The organism is Maritalea mobilis (assembly GCF_019800885.1).
GTDB classification, from domain to species: domain Bacteria; phylum Pseudomonadota; class Alphaproteobacteria; order Rhodobacterales; family Rhodobacteraceae; genus Roseibacterium; species Roseibacterium beibuensis.
Window position 1 is genome coordinate 1271681 of sequence record NZ_JAHVKE010000001.1, and the last position, 17894, is coordinate 1289574.

General features: G+C 65.0%; 12 protein-coding genes. 4 read left to right on the plus strand and 8 right to left on the minus strand.

The window, feature by feature from the left end; all coding sequences use genetic code 11:
• Positions 1 to 3 precede the first annotated feature (3 nt).
• From KUV65_RS06200 to KUV65_RS06215, 4 genes are read right to left on the minus strand one after another with little or no spacing between them, the layout of a single operon-like run.
• Entirely contained in the window at positions 4 to 885 is an 882-nt protein-coding gene (locus KUV65_RS06200) for a LysR substrate-binding domain-containing protein (protein WP_222188552.1), read from the minus strand.
• 18 nt (positions 886 to 903) lie between these two features.
• Complete coding sequence (locus KUV65_RS06205) at positions 904 to 2418, minus strand: tripartite tricarboxylate transporter permease (RefSeq protein ID WP_222188554.1); 1515 nt, start codon at positions 2416 to 2418, stop codon at positions 904 to 906.
• A gap of 21 nt (positions 2419 to 2439) precedes the next feature.
• Positions 2440 to 2871: a tripartite tricarboxylate transporter TctB family protein gene (locus KUV65_RS06210; protein ID WP_222188556.1), complete on the minus strand. Its 432-nt coding sequence runs from the start codon at positions 2869 to 2871 to the stop codon at positions 2440 to 2442.
• On the minus strand, positions 2868 to 3839 hold the full coding sequence (locus KUV65_RS06215) for a Bug family tripartite tricarboxylate transporter substrate binding protein (protein WP_261331602.1): 972 nt from the start codon (positions 3837 to 3839) through the stop codon (positions 2868 to 2870). The genes KUV65_RS06210 and KUV65_RS06215 overlap by 4 nt, the downstream gene beginning before the upstream one ends.
• A gap of 372 nt (positions 3840 to 4211) precedes the next feature.
• Between KUV65_RS06215 and KUV65_RS06220 the strand changes: the two genes are divergently transcribed.
• The 4 genes from KUV65_RS06220 (at position 4212) to gghA (ending at position 11055) form a co-directional block, all read left to right on the plus strand.
• A complete protein-coding gene (locus KUV65_RS06220) occupies positions 4212 to 5168 on the plus strand; it encodes a hydroxymethylglutaryl-CoA lyase (RefSeq protein WP_222188558.1) in 957 nt (318 codons plus the stop codon).
• Positions 5165 to 6370 carry a CaiB/BaiF CoA transferase family protein gene (locus KUV65_RS06225; protein WP_222188560.1) on the plus strand — a complete coding sequence of 402 codons (1206 nt, stop codon included), beginning with the start codon at positions 5165 to 5167 and terminating at the stop codon, positions 6368 to 6370. The genes KUV65_RS06220 and KUV65_RS06225 overlap by 4 nt, the downstream gene beginning before the upstream one ends.
• 65 nt (positions 6371 to 6435) lie before the next feature.
• On the plus strand, positions 6436 to 8646 hold the full coding sequence (glgB, locus tag KUV65_RS06230; RefSeq protein ID WP_222188562.1) for a 1,4-alpha-glucan branching protein GlgB: 2211 nt from the start codon (positions 6436 to 6438) through the stop codon (positions 8644 to 8646).
• A 39-nt stretch (positions 8647 to 8685) separates the two neighbouring features.
• Positions 8686 to 11055 carry a glucosylglycerol hydrolase gene (gene gghA / locus KUV65_RS06235; RefSeq protein ID WP_222188564.1) on the plus strand — a complete coding sequence of 790 codons (2370 nt, stop codon included), beginning with the start codon at positions 8686 to 8688 and terminating at the stop codon, positions 11053 to 11055.
• 3 nt (positions 11056 to 11058) lie between these two features.
• Here the strand turns inward: gghA and malQ are convergent, their stop codons facing one another.
• From malQ to glgC, 4 genes are read right to left on the minus strand one after another with little or no spacing between them, the layout of a single operon-like run.
• Positions 11059 to 12981: a 4-alpha-glucanotransferase gene (malQ, locus tag KUV65_RS06240; protein ID WP_222188574.1), complete on the minus strand. Its 1923-nt coding sequence runs from the start codon at positions 12979 to 12981 to the stop codon at positions 11059 to 11061.
• Positions 12974 to 15067 (minus strand): glycogen debranching protein GlgX, encoded by a 2094-nt coding sequence (glgX, locus tag KUV65_RS06245; protein WP_222188576.1) that lies wholly within the window; start codon positions 15065 to 15067, stop codon positions 12974 to 12976. Before glgX ends, malQ begins: the two co-directional genes overlap by 8 nt.
• A complete protein-coding gene (gene glgA / locus KUV65_RS06250) occupies positions 15064 to 16491 on the minus strand; it encodes a glycogen synthase GlgA (protein WP_222188578.1) in 1428 nt (475 codons plus the stop codon). Before glgA ends, glgX begins: the two co-directional genes overlap by 4 nt.
• Positions 16488 to 17756 (minus strand): glucose-1-phosphate adenylyltransferase, encoded by a 1269-nt coding sequence (gene glgC / locus KUV65_RS06255; protein ID WP_222188580.1) that lies wholly within the window; start codon positions 17754 to 17756, stop codon positions 16488 to 16490. Before glgC ends, glgA begins: the two co-directional genes overlap by 4 nt.
• Positions 17757 to 17894 lie beyond the last annotated feature (138 nt).

Consider the following 17894-nt stretch of genomic DNA (forward strand, 5'->3'; position numbering starts at 1 on the left):
CCGTCAGCCCTGCAAGGTACGCAGCAGCGCTTCCGCCTGTGGTGACAGGGCCGAGGGGCTTTGCACCGCGATCATCAGGTCGCGCGTCGCCCAAGGCTCGTCGATCGGGATCATCACGATGCTTCCGTCGCCGAGATAGGCCTCCACCGCGCCGAAGGGCAGGATCGCGATCCCCAGCCGCGCCTGCACCATGCGGCGCACGCCATCGAAGCTTTTGACCTCGACCGTGGTGCGGATCGTGATGCCCAGATCCGCCGCGCGCTTGTCCACATGGGCCTGAAGCGAACTCTGGCGCTGCAAGGCCACCACGCTCTGCCCGTCGAAATCGCGCAGCCGCAAGGATTTCCGCTGGCTCAACGGATGATCCGACGGCGCACAGACCACAAGCGTGTCCCGCCGATAGGGCAACACCTGCAACCCGCGCGCATCGGTGAAAGCCGAAAAGACACCCAGATCCACCGCACCGGATTGCACCGCCTGGATGATCTCGACGCTTTCCATTTCCGCCATCTGGATGCTGATGCCGGGGTTCGCGATCAGGAACTCGGCCAGGTCCTCGGGCAGGAATTGCGTGATGGCCGAGGTGTTCGCGGCCATCCGGATCGTGCCCTTGTGACCTGCGGCGTAATCATCCAGCTCGGCCTGCATGCGCGCGACCTGACCGGCCAGCGTCTCGGCATGGCGCAGCATCAGCCGACCGGCCTCGGTCAGGACAACGCCACGCCGGTGGCGCTGGATCAGGCCGGCGCCAGCCTGCTTTTCCAGTTCCGAGATGCGGCGGCTGGCGGCCGAGGGCGCAATCCGGTGCCGCGCGGCAGCGGCTGCGATACTTCCCAACTCGGCCAGGCTCCGGAACAGGGCCAAGGAGGTCAGATCATAGGCCATGCGGCTACTGCCCTCGTGTCACCCTTCCATGGTCCGCGACTGCATGCGCTTGTGGTCACGCATGGTCAGCCAGATCGACAGGCCAAGGAACAGCACCGTCAGGACATAAAGCGTCACCGAGATCGGGCTTGCGATCAGAACGCCCCAATCGCCATCCGAGATCGACATCGCGCGGCGCAAATTACGCTCCATGTCACCCCCGAGCAGCAGCCCCAGAACAAGTGGCACAAGGCTGACATCGAGCTTGCGCAGCAGGTAGCCGAGAACGCCGAAGATGATCATCAATTCGAGGTCGAAGGTCGAATTCGAGATCGAGAACACGCCCACGAAGCTGACCGCCGCCACGATCGGCATCAGCGCCCAGGTCGGCACCATCATCAACCGGCTGAAGATGCCGATCATCGGCAGGTTCAGGATCAGCAGCGCCACGTTGCCGAGATAGAGCGAGGCGACGAGGCCCCAGACGAGATCGGGCTGACGCTCGAACAGAAGCGGCCCCGGCTGCACGTTGAGCGAGATGAGCATCGCCAGCATCACGGCCGTCGTCCCGGACCCCGGCACGCCCAGCGACAGCATCGGGATCAGCGCGCCGCCGGAGGCCGCGTTGTTCCCCGCCTCGGGCGCCGCGACACCGCGCGGATCGCCCTTGCCGAATGTGTCGTCCTTGTCGCTGGCCTGCTTCTCCATCGAATAGGACATGACCGAGCCCAGCGACGCCCCCGCACCGGGCAGAACACCGGCGACGAAGCCGACGACCGATCCGCGCAGAATGGCCCATTTCGTCGTCCAGATCGTCCTGAAATCGGGGATCCAGCTGTCGATTCCGATCGGCTTGGCCCGGTCCTTTGCCGCCTTTTCCAACAGCATCAGGATCTCGGAGATCGCGAAGAGACCCACCAAGGCCACGATCGCGTCGATCCCGTCGTACAGGTGGTAATTGTCGAACGTGTAGCGCGGGATGCCAGAGATCGGATCAAGCCCCATGGTCGCGATCATCAGGCCGAGCAGGGCCGAGATCAGCGTCTTGCGCGGGTCCACCCCGGCGATGCCGCCGATGGTGATGAAGGCCAGGATATACAGCGCGAAGTAATCCGCCGGGCCGAAATAGATCGCCATGCGCGCCAGCATCGGGGCAAACAGCGTCAGGCCGATCACCGCGACGGTCGCGCCGAAGAACGAGGCCACGCCCGAGATCGCAAGCGCATCGGCCGCGCGCCCCTGTTGCGCCATCGGGTAGCCGTCGAGCGTCGTCATCACCGCGGGCTCATCGCCGGGGATATTCAGCAGGATCGAACTGATCCGCCCGCCATACATGCAGCCGAAATAGACCGACGACAGAAGAATGAGAGACGAGGTCGCGTCAAAGCCGAAGGCAAAGGTCAGAGGGATCAGGATCGCGACACCGTTCACCGGGCCAAGACCGGGCAAGGCGCCGATCAGCGTGCCTGCGAAACATCCCAGCAGAAGCAGCGCGATGTTGAGCGGCGTCAGGGCAACAGCGAAGCCGTGGGCCAGAAGGGAAAAGGTTTCCATGATCGCGCCTCGTCGGAAATGTCAGGAGAACCAGCGACCCAGCACCGCCAGCGGCAGGCCGAGGACCTGGTCGAACAGCGCCCAGAGCGCGGGCGCGAACAACGCGCCAAGGATGATCGCCTTGACCGGTGAGCCGCCCAGAACGATCCCCATCCCGGCAATCAAGCCGAAGGTCGCGAGCGGAAAGCCCAGTGGAAGCAGCAGGAAGGCATATCCCAGAAGGATCGCCAGCGCCGCCACCTGTCGCAGCATGTGAGACCGGTCGGGCCAGGCAACCTGCCCGGTGGGAAACACCACCAGGGAGGCCGACAGGATCATCGCCGGAATACCCACGATCATCGGAAACACGGACGGGCCCAACACATCGCCGAAACTGGCAGTGTAGTCGCGCCCATACCAAGTGTAGAGCGCCGCGATCATGAAGATCGCGACGCCCGCAAGTCTGACACTCATTCGATGATGCCGATGTCGCGCGAGATCTGCGCCATGACTTCTTCCTGCTCACGGACGTAAGCCTCGAAGTCGTCGCCGCCGCGCCAGATCGGCACGAGGCCGAATTCAACGGCTGCGGTCTGCCAGTTCTCGGAGTTGTAGAGCGTTTCAAGGCGCTCAACCCACGCGGCGTAGTCTTCGTCCGACACATCGCCGCCGGTGTAGAGACCGCGCCAGTTGTAGCCGGTCACGTCGATGCCCTGCGAAATGGCGGTGGGGATGTCGGGGAAGGCCGGGATCGGCTCGTCCGACAGCGCCGCGAGGATGCGGATGTCGCCGGATTCCACGAAGCCTGCGATCTCGCCCATGTCGGTCGACACGACGTCGATCTGGCCGCCCATCATTTGCGTCACGGCATCGGTGCCGCCGTCGAACTGCACCCAGCGCAGGTCGCCGAGGTTCTCGAGCCCGCCTTCACGCGCCACCATCAGCAGGCGGATATGGTCCCAGCCACCGGCGCCGGACGAACCCGCCGTCACCAGCGAACCGGGGTCGGCCGCCATCATCTCGGTCAGCTGTGCCAGCGACTCGATCGGGCTTTCGTCGTCCACGGCGATCACGCCGACATCCGCACCCAGCATGGCAAGGTAGCGCATGGCGTCGATCGGCGCGGGATAGCGGCCCTGTGCGATCTGCGTGATGCCCACGGTCGAGGTGGCCACGATCAGGTCCGCGTCACCCGGGCGCTCGTTGGCGACCATGGCGTAGGTCACGGCGCCGACACCGCCGGGCATGTTGGTGATCTGCACGTTGCCCTCGACAAGGTCCAGATCGCTCAGGATGCGGCCGATGGTGCGGCAGGTGAAATCCCAGCCACCGCCGGGATTCGACGGAGCGATGCATTCAGTGGCCGAAGCCGGCGCTGCGACCGTCACCATGGCGGTCATCGCCAGACCAACAGCGGCCGACGTGGTGTTGAAGATTTTCATGTAACGTCCTCCCAGAAACGTGGTCGTGAGCAAAAGACGTTTGCTGACCGATTGCAAGGGCATGCGCAGGCAGAAAGCGACAGGCATCGAAATTTTCCATGCTGCCATTCTTTTTACGCATGGCAACAGCCGACCCGCGCACACTCCGCCAGACGCCCGTGATTCCGCCATGATTTCCTTTACTTGGCAGGCTCAAATGCCCAATTCGCACGGCAACCCCCACACTTTAAAAGCTGTCAAGGTGCCTTCAGCACGGTATTTGAACGGTCGTGCGCTGCCGCGCGCGCCCTTGCCGAAAGCCCCCCGATCTTGCCACTTTAGCGTCACGAGCCTCGCCGATCCCCGGCCGAGGCCTTCGAAAGGACGAGACACATGGCCAGCACCGCGCCGGTGCCCGAAGGGTCCCACATCACCATCTGCGAAGTCGGCCCTCGTGACGGGTTCCAGAACGAGAAAACCTTCATCCCGACCGCGAAAAAGATCGAGATCGTCAACGCGCTCTTCGCAAGCGGCCTGCGCCACATGCAGGTGACGTCCTTCGTCAGCCCCCGCGCGGTGCCGCAACTGGCCGATGCCGAAGACGTGCTGGCCGGGATCGACCGTCCCGAAGGCGCCCATGTCACCGCCCTCGTGCCGAACCTGCGCGGCGCCGAACGGGCGGCGGGCGCGGGCGTCGATGCGGTGCATACGGTCGTGTCAGCCTCCGAAACGCATAACCTGAAGAACGTGAACCGCCCCGTCGATCAGTCCCTGGCGGAATTCGAGGCGGTGTTCTACACGCTCGGCAAAGCCGGGATCGCGATCGAAGGCGGCATCGCCACGGCCTTCGGCTGCCCCTTCGAAGGGATCGTGCCGCCCGAACAGGTGGCGCGCATCGCAAAGCGCTATCAAGAGCTGGGCGCCAGCAGCGTGTCGCTTGGCGACACCACGGGCATGGCCACGCCGCTGACGGTCAAAGCCGCCATCCGCGCCATCCGCGAGGCCGCGCCGGGGCTGGAGATCCACCTGCATTTCCACAACACCCGCGGCGTCGGCCTTGCCTGCGTGATGACCGGGCTGTCCGAGGGCGTGACGCATTACGACGCCTCGGTCGGGGGGCTTGGCGGCTGTCCCTTCGCGGCCGGGGCCACGGGCAATATCTGCACCGAGGATCTGGTCTACCTACTGCAGGAAAGCGGCTACGAGAGTGGCGTCGACCTCGACAAGATCATAGACGCTGCCGCGTTGACGCAAGAGGTGATCGGCCGCCCCCTGCCCGGCCAGGTGCTCAAGGCCGGACCGCGCCTGAAACGCCATGACCCCAACCTGACCGTGACGGCCGCAGGATGAGTTCCCTTCCCCTTTCCGGCGTCCAGGTCATCGACCTGACGCGTATTCTGTCTGGCCCGTTCTGTTCCATGATCCTGGGCGATCTCGGCGCAGAGGTCGTGAAGGTCGAGGCCCCCGGCGGCGACCATGTGCGCCAGCAAGGCCACAAGGTCGACGATCTCTCGTGGTATTTCGCGGGTTTCAACCGCAACAAGCAGTCGCTGGAACTGGACCTGCGCAAGCCCGAGGGCGTTGCCGTGCTGGAACGGCTGTTGGCCCGCGCCGACATCCTGACCGAGAATTTCCGCCCCGGCGTTCTGGACAAGATGGGCCTGACCGAGGCCCGCCTGAAAGAGATCAACCCCGATCTCATCGTGGTCAGCGTAAACGGATATGGTTCGACCGGGCCTTATGCCGACCGACCCGCCTTCGACTTCATCGCGCAGGCGATGTCGGGCTACATGGCCACGAACGGTACGCCCGAGACCGGCCCCCTGCGCACCGCGCCGCCGATCACGGACCTCGTGGCGGGCCTCTATGCCGCGCTCGGGGCCGTCGCGGCCCTGCGCGGGCGGGAAAACGGCGGCCCGGCCCAACGGGTCGAGGCGTCGATGATGATGTCCATGATGTCGATGATGGCCTACCTGTCCTCGAACGCGCTGGCGACGGGACGAGACCCGGTTCCGACCGGCAACGACCACCCGATCGCATCGCCCTACGGCTTGTTCCGCGCCTCGGACGGCGATATCGCCGTGGCCCCCTCGACCGAGGTGATCGTCCAGCGTTTCATGAAGGAAATCGGCCTCTCGCACCTGCTGGACGAGCCGCGTTTTGCCAACAATGCCATGCGGGTCCAGAACAGGGCCGAGTTGAATGCCCTGATAAACGAGGCAGTCGCGGATGGCACCCAGGCGGAATGGATTGCGCGCCTGAACAAGGCCGGCGTGCCCTCGGGGCGCGTGCAATCCCTGACCGAGGCGCTGAACGATCCGCAGGTCGCAGCGCAGGAGATGGTGCTCGACGTGCCCCATCCCGGCCATGGCACGGTGAAGATGACGGGTTTTCCGATCAAGTTCTCGGAGACCCCGCTGCGCATTCGGCACACCACGCCGGAATTGGGCGCACATGGTCGCGAAATCCTACGCGCTGCGGGGTATGAAGAGGCGGAAATCGACGCGCTTGTTGCGCAGGGCATAATGGGGGCGGGCGTGGAGACGGACTAGGCCGGGCCCGGCATTCCCGGCCAACCCGGTTGATGTTCAAGGCAGAATGCCTATCCTTTCTGCACATGCAAACAGATCACCGCGACCTGACTGCCGATATCGCCCCGCCCGAGCATCTGACCCGCCTCCTCAACGGTGAGTTCGACGATCCCTTTTCGCTGCTTGGACCGCATGAGCGGAATGGGGAACGGATCGTGACCGTGTTCCTGCCGGGCGCAGACAGCGTTTCAGCAACGCTCGAAGGGGTTGAAGACCCCTACCCGCTTTCCCCGGCCAAAGAATATGAGGGCATATTCTTCGGCCCCGTGCCGGGCGATGCGCCCTACCGACTGCACGCCACCGCCGCCGGCGGCGCCTCGTGGGAATTTGACGACCCTTACCGCTTCGGCCCGGTCCTCGGTGAAATCGACGACTACCTGATGGGGGAAGGCACCCATAAACGCCTGTGGGAGGTGCTGGGCGCCCATGTCATCACGCATGAAGGCGTCGAAGGCACCCATTTCGCCGTCTGGGCGCCGAACGCGAAACGCGTCTCTGTGGCCGGGGGCTTCAACCTCTGGGACGGCCGCCGCCATGTCATGCGCCGCCGCGCCAATACCGGCGTGTGGGAAATCTTCATTCCCGGCATCGGAGAGGGCGAGCCCTACAAGTACGAGATCCTGGGCGCGGACGGAAAACTCGGCCCGCTCAAGGCCGATCCGGTCGGCTTTGGCTCGCAACACCCGCCGGAAAACGCCTCGGTGGTGCGCGACATTCGCGGCTACGGATGGCCCGATGGCGACTGGATGAAGACGCGGGCCGGGCGCAACGCCCGCACCGCGCCGATTTCGGTCTACGAGGTGCACCTTGGATCGTGGCGACGCAAGGAGGGTGGCCGCCCGATCTCTTATGTCGAGGCCGCAGAGGAACTGGTCGAGTATGCTGCCGACATGGGCTTCACCCATATCGAGCTGATGCCGATCAGCGAATACCCGTTCGACGGATCATGGGGCTATCAGCCGGTGGGTCTGTTCGCACCGACCGTGCGCCACGGCCCGCCGCACGAGTTCCGCGACCTGGTCGCGGCTGCCCACAAGAAAGGGCTTGGCGTCATCCTGGACTGGGTGCCGGGGCATTTCCCGACCGATCCGCATGGCCTCGGCCATTTCGACGGCACGGCGCTTTACGAACATGCCGACCCGCGCGAGGGGTTCCACCAGGACTGGAACACCCTGATCTACAATTACGGGCGGACCGAAGTTAAGAACTACCTCGTCTCCAACGCGATCTACTGGCTCGAGGAATACCATGTCGACGGGTTGCGCGTGGATGCCGTCGCCTCGATGCTCTACCGCGACTATTCACGCGCCGAGGGCGAATGGGTGCCCAACAAGGACGGCGGGCGCGAGAATTACGAAGCCATCGCCATGTTGCAGGAAATGAACGCCGCCACCTACGGCGCGCAGCCCGGCGTCATGACCGTGGCCGAGGAAAGCACCTCTTACCCCAAGGTCTCGGCGCCCGTCGATCAGGGGGGGCTTGGCTTTGGCTACAAGTGGAACATGGGCTGGATGAACGACACGCTCGACTACATGTCGCGCGAGCCGATTTACCGCCAGCACCACCATCACCAGATGACCTTCGGCCTGACCTACGCCTTTTCGGAGAACTTCATCCTGCCGATCAGCCATGACGAGGTCGTGCATGGCAAAGGCTCGATGTTCGGCAAGATGCCCGGCAACGAGGATGAGAAACTGGCCAACCTGCGCGCCTATTACGGCTTCATGTGGGGGCATCCGGGCAAGAAACTGCTGTTCATGGGGCAGGAGTTCGGCCAGCGGTCCGAATGGAACCATGACGCCCAGATCGACTGGGCCGCGCTGGACGATCCGCGCCATGCCGGGCTGCAACGCCTCGTGCGCGACCTCAACACGCTTTACCGTGGCACGCCTGCCCTGCATGCGCTGGATGCGGACCCGCAAGGGTTCCAGTGGATCGAGGCCGATGATGCCGCGAACTCCGTCTACGCGTGGCTGCGTCGCGGCGGGCCGGACGACCCCAACGCGGTTGTCATCTGTAACTTCACGCCCGTCGAACGCCCGGCCTACAAGCTGGGCCTGCCCGCCACGGGCCGCTGGCGCGAGGCGCTGAACACCGACGCCGAGATCTATGGCGGGCAAGGGCGTGGCAACATGGGTGCGGTCGAGGCCCGATCCGAGCCGCTGCACGGCCAGGCTGCCAGCACCGAGATCTACCTGCCGCCCCTCTCCACGGTCGTTCTTGTCCACGAGGGCTGAGCGTCGTCTGACCGACCTGTTTCCGAGAAAGGAGCCGCGATGCCCCTGACCGACCGTATTGCATTCGACGAGAATGCCGTCCGCGCCGAAGCCGATGCCGCGCGCGACGCGCTGACCACCGCTGAAACGAGTTTCGAGGCTGAGCGCCGGATTGCCCGCCGCCTTGGCGGGCGCGTCGAGGGCGACCGTGCGCTCTTCGGGTTCTGGACACCGGAACTCCTCGACCAGCGCGTGCCCTCGGGCGATATCTTCCTTGAAATCCTGTCGCCCCTTGAGCCGCTCGACCTGACCCGCGCGCATCAGACCGTGCGGTTCGAACGCGCATGGGTCCCGGTTATCCGCGAGGAAGCACATTGCTTTACCGCCGTCACCGGTATTCGCGCCGGCAGCCGAGAGACGATCGGCGACTTCTACGCGCTGGCCTGGAGGGATGCCGAGGACCAGTGGCACCGCATCCTAGACCCGCTGGCCATGTCGCTGCCCTTTGGCGCGATGGCCCCGGCGGAACTCTATGACGTGGCCGCGATGCAGGCCGGGCGCGGCGACACGGCCTATTTCGAGGCGCTGCGCGGCAACGCCCCGCACAAGTTCGGCCCACCGGGCAACATCCTGCAAATTCATGCCCCCACCGCGACGGCGGGCGGCACCCTGGCCAGCCTGACACGTCACTACCAACGTCTGGCCGAACGGGTCGCCCGCGACCTGCCGCTGGAACCGGCCGATCAGCTTTTCCTTGGTTATGACGCTGTTCAGCTTCTGCCGGTCGAGCCGACCACCGTCTACGAAACCGGCCCGGATTTCTGGCAGGAGCAGGACGGCGACAGCGATGCCGTGGAGGTCTCTCTCCTTCGCCCGGACACGACGAACTGGGGCTACGACATCGTCATTTCTGGCATGTCCACGGTTAACCCGGTCCTTCTTGAATCCGGCCGTCCCGATGAGTTGATCGACCTGATTTCGGTGCTGCACAACTTCCCATCGAAGCCCAAGAAACTGGTTCTCGACGTGGTCTTCGGCCATTCCGACAACCAGGGACTCGATGCGCTGAACAGCCATTTCTTCGCCGGGCCGAACATGTATGGCCAGAACCTCGACTACCAGAACCCCGCCGTGCGCGCGATCCTGCTGGAAATGCAGCGCCGCAAGGTCGATTTCGGCGCCGATGGCGTGCGCGTCGACGGCGCGCAGGATTTCAAATGGTGGGACAGTGCCGCACAGGTCTTGCGCCATGACGACGACTTCCTGCAGGAGATGGCCGATATCGAGCAGGAGGTCGCGGGCACCCGCTATCGCCCATGGTTCATCTTCGAGGATGGCCGCCCCTGGCCGGACGAGGATTGGGAACTGTCCTCGGATTACCGCGCGGTCATTACCGCGCAGCGTGACGATGACGTGTTCCAATGGGGGCCGCTGACCTTCGCCCATAACACGCCGTTCCTCTATACCTTCTGGCTGTCCAAATTCTGGCGCATCCGCGAGATGCTGGACGTGGGCGCGAACTGGATCTCGGGCACGTCGAACCACGACACGCTGCGCCGGGGCACGCAGGTGAACCCCAAGCTGAACGTGAACACGCGCCTTGGCCGCACGCGAATGGAGATCCTCGACAAGGCCTATGACAACCCGGCTGTCCATGTGCTGACCTATGTCGCGCTGCCCGGCGTGCCGATGGATTTCCTGAACGCCATGGCGCGGGCGAGTTGGGGCTTCATCCGCAACCAGGACGACCGCTACGGCGTCAAGGTCGTCGCCGAAGAGGCGATCAGCCTGAAATGGCAGGTCGATGAATACAGCTACTCCGTGCCCGCCAATTTCCGCCGCCTGAAGGAATTGGGCTTTGAGACGCGCGAGGAATTGGCGCGCTTCATGGAATTCCTGCCCGCGCTGGTCGAAGTCACGGAATACGATCTTGAGGAAATCGCGCGGCTTCTATCCAAGGCAGAGCCGCCACTCGCCGGACCCGAATTCACGGTGGTGAACCTCAAGCGCATCGCGCGGGCGTGGATGGACGACATGCACGATTACTGCAACGTGTCGAACTCCCTGCCCTCGCTCGATGGCGAACAGGCGGCGTTCTGCCTTGCCACGCGCAATTTCCGCCGCGCGCGGCCATGGCTGCGCGACAATTACGGCCCGAAGGATCATTTCGACTACCTGCACCCGGTCAGCGGTCGGACAGTGTTCACCTCGCTCCGGCACGGGCCGGACGGCGAGCAGGTCTTCTCCGTCGCGCATATGGAGGGCAAACCGACGGATGAGATCGACCCGCTGACCTTGCCCGTTCCCGGGATCAAGGGCACCGGCTGGCGTCTTGCCCTCCGCACGCCTTCAATTGGCGGAGATTATACCGGCGGGCCGATTACCCTGAAGGACTCGATGGCGCTGGTCTATACCCGAGCGCCGGGCTGATCCTTACCGCTTGTGTGCCGCCATGATCTTGGCCGCCCGCGCGATCCGCGGATCACGGCCCAGACCCTCGGGCCCAACGGGCAGGCGTTGCCGCCAGTTCGGATACTCCGTGGTCGTACCCGGCAGGTTCGGTTGCGGCACGATGTCGAGGGCACATTCGACCTGCACCATCGCCAAGGCCGAGCGCGTCGCCCCCAGCGCATGGTGCATCGCATCGACCGAGGCCGGGTCCGTCCCGTCCGGCGCAACCCTTGCCGTCATAGCATCGAAAGCCGCGACCTCGACCTTGCGTCGGTCAAGTTCCTCTTCCCCGAAGCCGGGCGTGATATGGCCGAGATCGCGCCGTGTCGTGACCTCCTGCCCCTGCCGCCAGCCTTTCCACGTCGGCAGATCGTGGGTCGAGAAACTGGCGATGGACCGCCGCTCGAACGTCTCGGGCGGGCGGAAGGCCGGTGCATCGCCGGGCAACCGTTCGAACAGTTGCAAGCGGCAACTCAGAATGCCAGAGGCCGCCAGCCTGGCGCGCAGCCCCCTTGGCACGTTGCCCAGGTCCTCACCCACGACAATCGCGCCTGCCCGGGCCGCTTCCAGCCGGACCACGGCCAGCATCGCCTCGCGCGGCATCTGGACATAGGCCCCCGCCGCCCCCTCGGGCACCCAGAACGCGCGGTCGAAGCCGAGGATATGGTCGATCCGGACCGCCCCCGACAACGCCATCTGGCAGCGAAGCGTCTCAGCCAAGGGGCGAAATCCCTTCGCGATCAGCGCATGCGGGTTGAACGGCGCAAGACCCCAGCTTTGCCCATCGGCGGAAAACGCATCGGGCGGCGCCCCGAGAGAGGCGCCGAAGGCAAAGCTTTCGCGGTCTTCCCAGGTCTCGGCGCCAGCCGGGTGGGTCCCCACCGCAAGGTCGAGGTAAAGGCCCAAGCCCATGCCTGCCGCCTTGGCCCGGTGGTTGGCCGTCTGCAATCCTTCATGCGCCCGCCATTGCAGCCAGGCGTGGAAGGTCACGGCATCGCGCAACCCGGCCTGCGCCTGCGCAACCTCGGCGCTGCTCGGGTCCTGCAAGGCAGCGGGCCAATCCGTCCAATAAGCCCCGTACTGGTCCGACAGCGCCTGATGCAGGGCGAAGCGGTCGAGCGCCGCGCCCTCGGCTTTCCTGAATTCGGAAAACCCGGGATCGCCCCCGGCCTCTTGGAAGGCGGCGAACGCCCTCTGCAAAGCGGCCCGGCGCTTCGGGATCTCCATGGCATATTCGACGGTTGCGTCGCCGGGGGAGGCCGTTTGGCCCGCCGTGACATGAAAGGCGCTGAGCCGGCGGCGATGGGACGGCGTGTAGGGGCTGAAGCCCCCGGGATCGTTGAAGAAACCGGCATGGATCGGGTTGAGACCCAGAAACGCCGCCCCCTGCCGCGCCAGACCTTCGCCCGCGACGGCCAGATCCTCGTAATCGGCCAGGCCGCCGATCTCGGCCGGGCGCATTGCGTGAAGCGGCGCCATCAGCCCCCAGCAGCGTGACGGTTCCGGCAGACGCCGTGGCGCCACGATCAGCGTGCAGACGGATGGGCCAACCCGCAGCGTGTGCAACCCCAGCGGCAGGCCCGGCAGGCTATCCCCCTGCCCTTCGCATTCAGTGCCGTCTTCCAGTTGCAGGGACCAGTCCGCACCAGTGGGGGCCAGGTTTCGCAGCGGTTCATCCGGCACACCGACGGCCCAGGCCGGCAGGCGGCGCGCGGTCGCCTTTGCCTCGAGCGCATGGAGGCGATCCGCGGCCTCGGCCTCGGCCTCGGTCGCGGCCGGCAGCCCCATCGCGGCCAGCAAGGCCCGCATCGTCGCACGCCCGGTCCGACGCCGCCGCCCCGTCTGATCGGTATAGGACGGAACAATCCCCGCCCGGACCGCAAGCGCCGACAATGCGTCAGCCATCCCGCGCCTCAAGCACACAGACGGTGACCGATGGCCCCGCGACCTCCATCGTATCGCCCACTTCTTCTGCGCCGAACCACGCGGCGGCGCTGTCGATCCTGCGCGACCAGAACCAGCCCCCGGTCGGATCAGGCAAGGTCACACTCACGTCCTGGTCCCCGGAATTGAAGACGAGGAACAGGGCTTCTTCACGCTCGGCATAGGCCGGGCTGCCCGAGGCCATGCGCAACTCGGCGCACAGCACGCGACGTTGGTCATCATCCCAGTCGTCCTGCGCCATCGGCGCGCCATCCTCGCGCCACCAGAACAGGTCTTCGACCCCGTCCACCGCGCGTTCCTGGCTGTGCAGGAACCGTTTCTGCCGCAGGATCGGATGCGCCTTGCGAAACGCGATCAAATCACGGGTGAAGGCGCGGAAGTCTTCGTCGGCGTTGTCCCAGTCGATCCAGCTGATCTCGTTATCCTGGCAATAGGCGTTGTTGTTGCCCTTCTGGCTATGCCCGACCTCATCGCCGGCGAGGATCATCGGCGTGCCTTGGGACAGAAGCAGCGTCGCCATCATGTTGCGCCGCCGCCGCCCCCGCGCCGCGATCACGTCGGGATCGTCGCTTGGACCTTCCACCCCGAAATTGTCCGAGAAATTCTCGCCATGCCCATCGCGGTTATCCTCGCCATTGGCCGCGTTGTGCCGCTCCACGTAGGACACGACATCGGCCAGCGTGAACCCGTCATGCGCCGTCAGTAGGTTGACCGAGGCCGTGGCCGGCCGCCCCGAGTGGTCGAACTGCACGGCCGATCCGGTCAGGCGGTCGGCCAGCTCCGGCACCATTCCGGCATCACCGCGCCAATAGCGGCGCACGCCGTCGCGAAACTTGTCATTCCATTCCATGAACGGCGGCGGAAATGCCCCCAGCTGATAGCCGCCCGGCCCGATATCCCATGGCTCGGCAATCAGTTTGGCCTCGGTCAGAACCGGGTCCTGCCGGATCGCGTCAAAGAACGCCGCCCCGCGGTGAAAGCCGTGATCCGTGCGCCCCAGCGTCGAACACAGGTCAAAGCGGAACCCGTCCACATGCATCACCTCGACCCAGTAGCGCAGGCTGTCGAGGATCATGCGCAGGACCATCGGGTGATCCACGTTCACCGTGTTCCCGGTGCCCGTGTCGTTGATGTAGCTGCGCCCGTCCGAGGCCAGGCGGTAGTAGCTGAGGTTGTCGAGGCCGCGGAAACACAAGGTCGGACCGGCTTCGGACCCTTCACAGGTATGGTTGTAGACCACGTCAAGGATCACCTCGATCCCGGCGGCATGCAGCCGGGCGACCATGTACTGGAACTCGGCGATCTGGCCGTCCGTCAGGTAGCGGGGCTCGGGCGCGAAAAAGCCAAGCGTCTGGTAGCCCCAGTAATTCGTCAGCCCCTTTTCGACGAGGAAACGGTCATTCAGAAATGCCTGCGACGGAAGCAACTCGACCGCCGTGACGCCGAGATCGGTAAGGTAATCCAGCACGACGTCCGACCCGAGCGCAAGAAAGCTGCCCGGGTGATCGGCCCCCGGAAACCGCTGCGTGAAGCCTTTGACATGCGCCTCGTAGAGGATCGTTTCGGCCTCGCGCGTGCGCGGGGCACGATCCCCGCCCCATGAAAAACTGGGGTCCTCGACCGAGCAGCGCGGCATGTAGGGCGCGCTGTCGCGCTTGTCGAAACTCAGGTCCTGGTGGCTATTGCCCACCGTGTATCCCATCAGCGCGTCATGCCAGCGCGGGTGGCCCGTGAGACGCTTGGCATAGGGGTCGATCAACAGCTTGTTGTAGTTGAACCGGTGCCCCTGGTGCGGGGCATAGGGACCGTCGGCGCGCAACCCGTAAAGCTGCCCCGGACGCAGGCCCGAGACATAGCCATGCCACACGTCGCCGTCGCGTTCGGGCAGATCCAGGCGATGTGTCTCGTGCTTTCCGTCCTCGGAAAACAGGCAGACCGTGATGCGCGTGGCATGTTCCGAGAACACGGCGAAGTTGACGCCCTCGCCATCGAATGTCGCGCCGAGGGGCGCCGCGCGGCCTTCGGCCATCGTCAATTGTGCGGTCATGCGGGGGTGGCTACCTCGTGATAAAGCCGGGCATAGGCGGCGGCCGAGGCCTCCCACCCGACGGGCTGGGCCATCGCGTTGCGCTGCATCCGGGCCCAGGTCGCCTTGTCCTGGTAAAGTGTACAAAGGTCGAGAAGCCCCAGCGCAAGGGCGTGGGACGTGAGCGGATTGATCTGGATGCCCGTCGCCACCCCCTTTGCCAGGGCGGCGGGGTTGGCCGGGATGACGGTATCTGCCAGCCCCCCGGTTAGCGCGACCAGCGGGATCGTCCCGTAGCGCAGGGCATAAAGCTGGGTCAGGCCACAAGGTTCGAAGCGCGAGGGGACAAGGATCGCGTCCGCCCCCGCGATCAGGCGGTGCGACAGCCCTTCGTCATAGCCAATATGAACCGCGACGTTCTCATGATGCGCCGCCTTGCGGAAGGCCGCCTCCAGCTTGGCCTCACCCGTGCCAAGCAGGATCAGTTGCCCGCCCTGATCGACAAGGGCCGGCAAGGCCTCGATCAACAGGTCGAGCCCCTTCTGCTCGGTCAGGCGAGAGACGACGACGCAAAGCGGGCCACCGGCCTCGGGCAAGCCGAATTCCCGGCGAAGGGCCGCCTTGTTCCTGGCCTTGCCGCGCGGGGTCTTGAATGGCGCGGCGATCAGGGGGTCGGTCGTCGGATCCCAGGCCTCGGTGTCGATCCCGTTCAGGATGCCCGCCAGATCGCTGGCCCGGGCCTCGATCACCCCATGGAGGCCGGCGCCGAACTCGGGCCGGGTCAATTCCCGCGCATAGGTTGGCGAAACCGTTGTGATCTTGTCGGACCAGACCAGGCCCGCCTTCAGAGCATCCACCTGCCCCCAGAATTCGAAACCTCCGTCCTGCACGAAATCAGTCGGGTCGAGCCGGAGCGTCGACAGTCTGTCCCGCGGGGCGAGGCCGTGAAAGGCGATGTTGTGGATCGTCAGGATCGTGGGAAGCGCGCTGCCCTTTTTCTTCAGGTAATAGGGCGCGAAACCCGCCTGCCAGTCATGGCCATGCAAGATATCGGGCCGCCACTTGCCGGCCCCTTCCATCGCGACACGCGCTGCCATCCAGGACAGCGCCGCGAAGCGTTCGGGATTGTCGGCCCAATCCGTTCCGCCCGGCCCCATGTAAAGCGAGCCATCCCGCTCGAACAAATGCGGCGCATCGAGGACCAAAAGGTCGATCCCCGCGGCCTTGGCGGCAACCACACGGCCCGTGCCGCCAAAGAGGTCACTCTCTTCCAAAACGGTTTTCGCCTTGCCGATGGCCTGCATCACGCCGGGATAACCGGGCAGCATGACCCGCATCTCGACGCCCACCTGCCCCATGACGCGCGGCAGCGCGCCCACCACGTCGGCAAGCCCCCCCGTCTTTACGAAAGGCACGCATTCCGAGGCGACCGACAGAACCTTCATCCCAGGGCAGCCTCCCGCTTGTCCAGCATCCGCTTGGTGATCAGGGTGACGCCCCCCTCGGACACGCGGAACCACTTGGCGTCCTCTTCCGGGTCCTCGCCCACGACCAACCCCTCGGGAATCTGGACGCCACGGTCGATGACCACCTTGGTCAGCCGCGCATGCCGCGCAATGTTGGCATGTGGCAGAACCACCGCCTGATCGAGGCTAGAATAGCTGTTGGTATGCACCATGGTGAACAACAGAGATTGCCGGATTTCGGTGCCTGAGATGATGCATCCGCCCGATACAAGGGAACTGACAGCGATGCCGCGCCGGTTTTCCTCGTCATGGATGAACTTGGCGGGCGGGACGATCTCGGAATAGGTCCAGATGGGCCAGTTATGGTCCCAAAGGTCCAGATCGGGCGTGAAGCCGGTCAGGTCCACGTTCGCCTTCCAGAACGCATCGAGCGTGCCGACATCGCGCCAATAGGCCGGAGCCTCGGAGGCGTGGCGCACGCAACTGTCGGAAAAGCGATGGGCCATCGCCTTGCCGTTCTTCACGATGTCGGGGATCAGGTCGCCGCCGAAATCATGGCTGGAATTCGGATCCTCGGCATCGGCGATCAAGAGCTCGCGCAGGAACTTCCAGTCGAAGACGTAGATCCCCATCGAGGCCAGCGCGACGCTGGGATCATCCGGGGTGCCGGGCGGGTCGGCCGGTTTTTCCAGAAAGCTGGTGATCCGGTCGTTGGCATCCACGCCCATCACGCCGAAAGCCGTGGCCTCCTTGCGCGGCACGGTCAGGCACCCCACGGTCACATCCGCCCCCGTCTCGACATGCTGGCGTATCATCCGCTCGTAATCCATCTTGTAGATGTGATCACCCGCAAGGATCAGGACGTAATCCACCCCGTAGCTGTCCACGATGTCGATGTTCTGCGTCACGGCATCGGCGGTGCCCAGATACCATTGGTTTTCGGCAACACGCTGGCTGGCCGGAAGAATATCGAGGTATTCGTTGCGCTCGGGGCGGAAAAAGCTCCAGCCGCGCTGGCAGTGACGTATCAGGGAATGTGCCTTGTACTGGGTGGCGATGGCCATCTTGCGGATGCCGGAGTTGAGGGCGTTCGACAGGGCAAAGTCGATGATCCGCGCCTTGCCGCCGAAATAGACCGCTGGCTTGGCCCGGTTGTCCGTCAATTCCTTGAGGCGGCTTCCCCGCCCCCCGGCCAGAACGAAGGCCATGCTTTTGCGCATCAAACGTGAAGAGCTGTCGACCATGGATCGTGGTCCTCCCTGTTCCCGGTCGTGGCGTCCACCGGGGGGCCGCCGTTGCGATAGCCCGACCCGGCGATGAGATGGCCCAGCCGTGAAAAAGCTGTCACTGCCAAACACATCCAGGACCAGCCTAGGGAAACA

What these genes read in the sequence shown, in the direction of transcription:
- KUV65_RS06200 (WP_222188552.1), bottom strand. Translation starts at nt 885, where the DNA reads ATGGCCTATGATCTGACCTCCTTGGCCCTGTTCCGGAGCCTGGCCGAG.
- KUV65_RS06205 (WP_222188554.1), bottom strand. Translation starts at nt 2,418, where the DNA reads ATGGAAACCTTTTCCCTTCTGGCCCACGGCTTCGCTGTTGCCCTGACG.
- KUV65_RS06210 (WP_222188556.1), bottom strand. Translation starts at nt 2,871, where the DNA reads ATGAGTGTCAGACTTGCGGGCGTCGCGATCTTCATGATCGCGGCGCTC.
- KUV65_RS06215 (WP_261331602.1), bottom strand. Translation starts at nt 3,839, where the DNA reads ATGAAAATCTTCAACACCACGTCGGCCGCTGTTGGTCTGGCGATGACC.
- KUV65_RS06220 (WP_222188558.1), top strand. Translation starts at nt 4,212, where the DNA reads ATGGCCAGCACCGCGCCGGTGCCCGAAGGGTCCCACATCACCATCTGC.
- KUV65_RS06225 (WP_222188560.1), top strand. Translation starts at nt 5,165, where the DNA reads ATGAGTTCCCTTCCCCTTTCCGGCGTCCAGGTCATCGACCTGACGCGT.
- glgB (WP_222188562.1), top strand. Translation starts at nt 6,436, where the DNA reads ATGCAAACAGATCACCGCGACCTGACTGCCGATATCGCCCCGCCCGAG.
- gghA (WP_222188564.1), top strand. Translation starts at nt 8,686, where the DNA reads ATGCCCCTGACCGACCGTATTGCATTCGACGAGAATGCCGTCCGCGCC.
- malQ (WP_222188574.1), bottom strand. Translation starts at nt 12,981, where the DNA reads ATGGCTGACGCATTGTCGGCGCTTGCGGTCCGGGCGGGGATTGTTCCG.
- glgX (WP_222188576.1), bottom strand. Translation starts at nt 15,067, where the DNA reads ATGACCGCACAATTGACGATGGCCGAAGGCCGCGCGGCGCCCCTCGGC.
- glgA (WP_222188578.1), bottom strand. Translation starts at nt 16,491, where the DNA reads ATGAAGGTTCTGTCGGTCGCCTCGGAATGCGTGCCTTTCGTAAAGACG.
- glgC (WP_222188580.1), bottom strand. Translation starts at nt 17,756, where the DNA reads ATGGTCGACAGCTCTTCACGTTTGATGCGCAAAAGCATGGCCTTCGTT.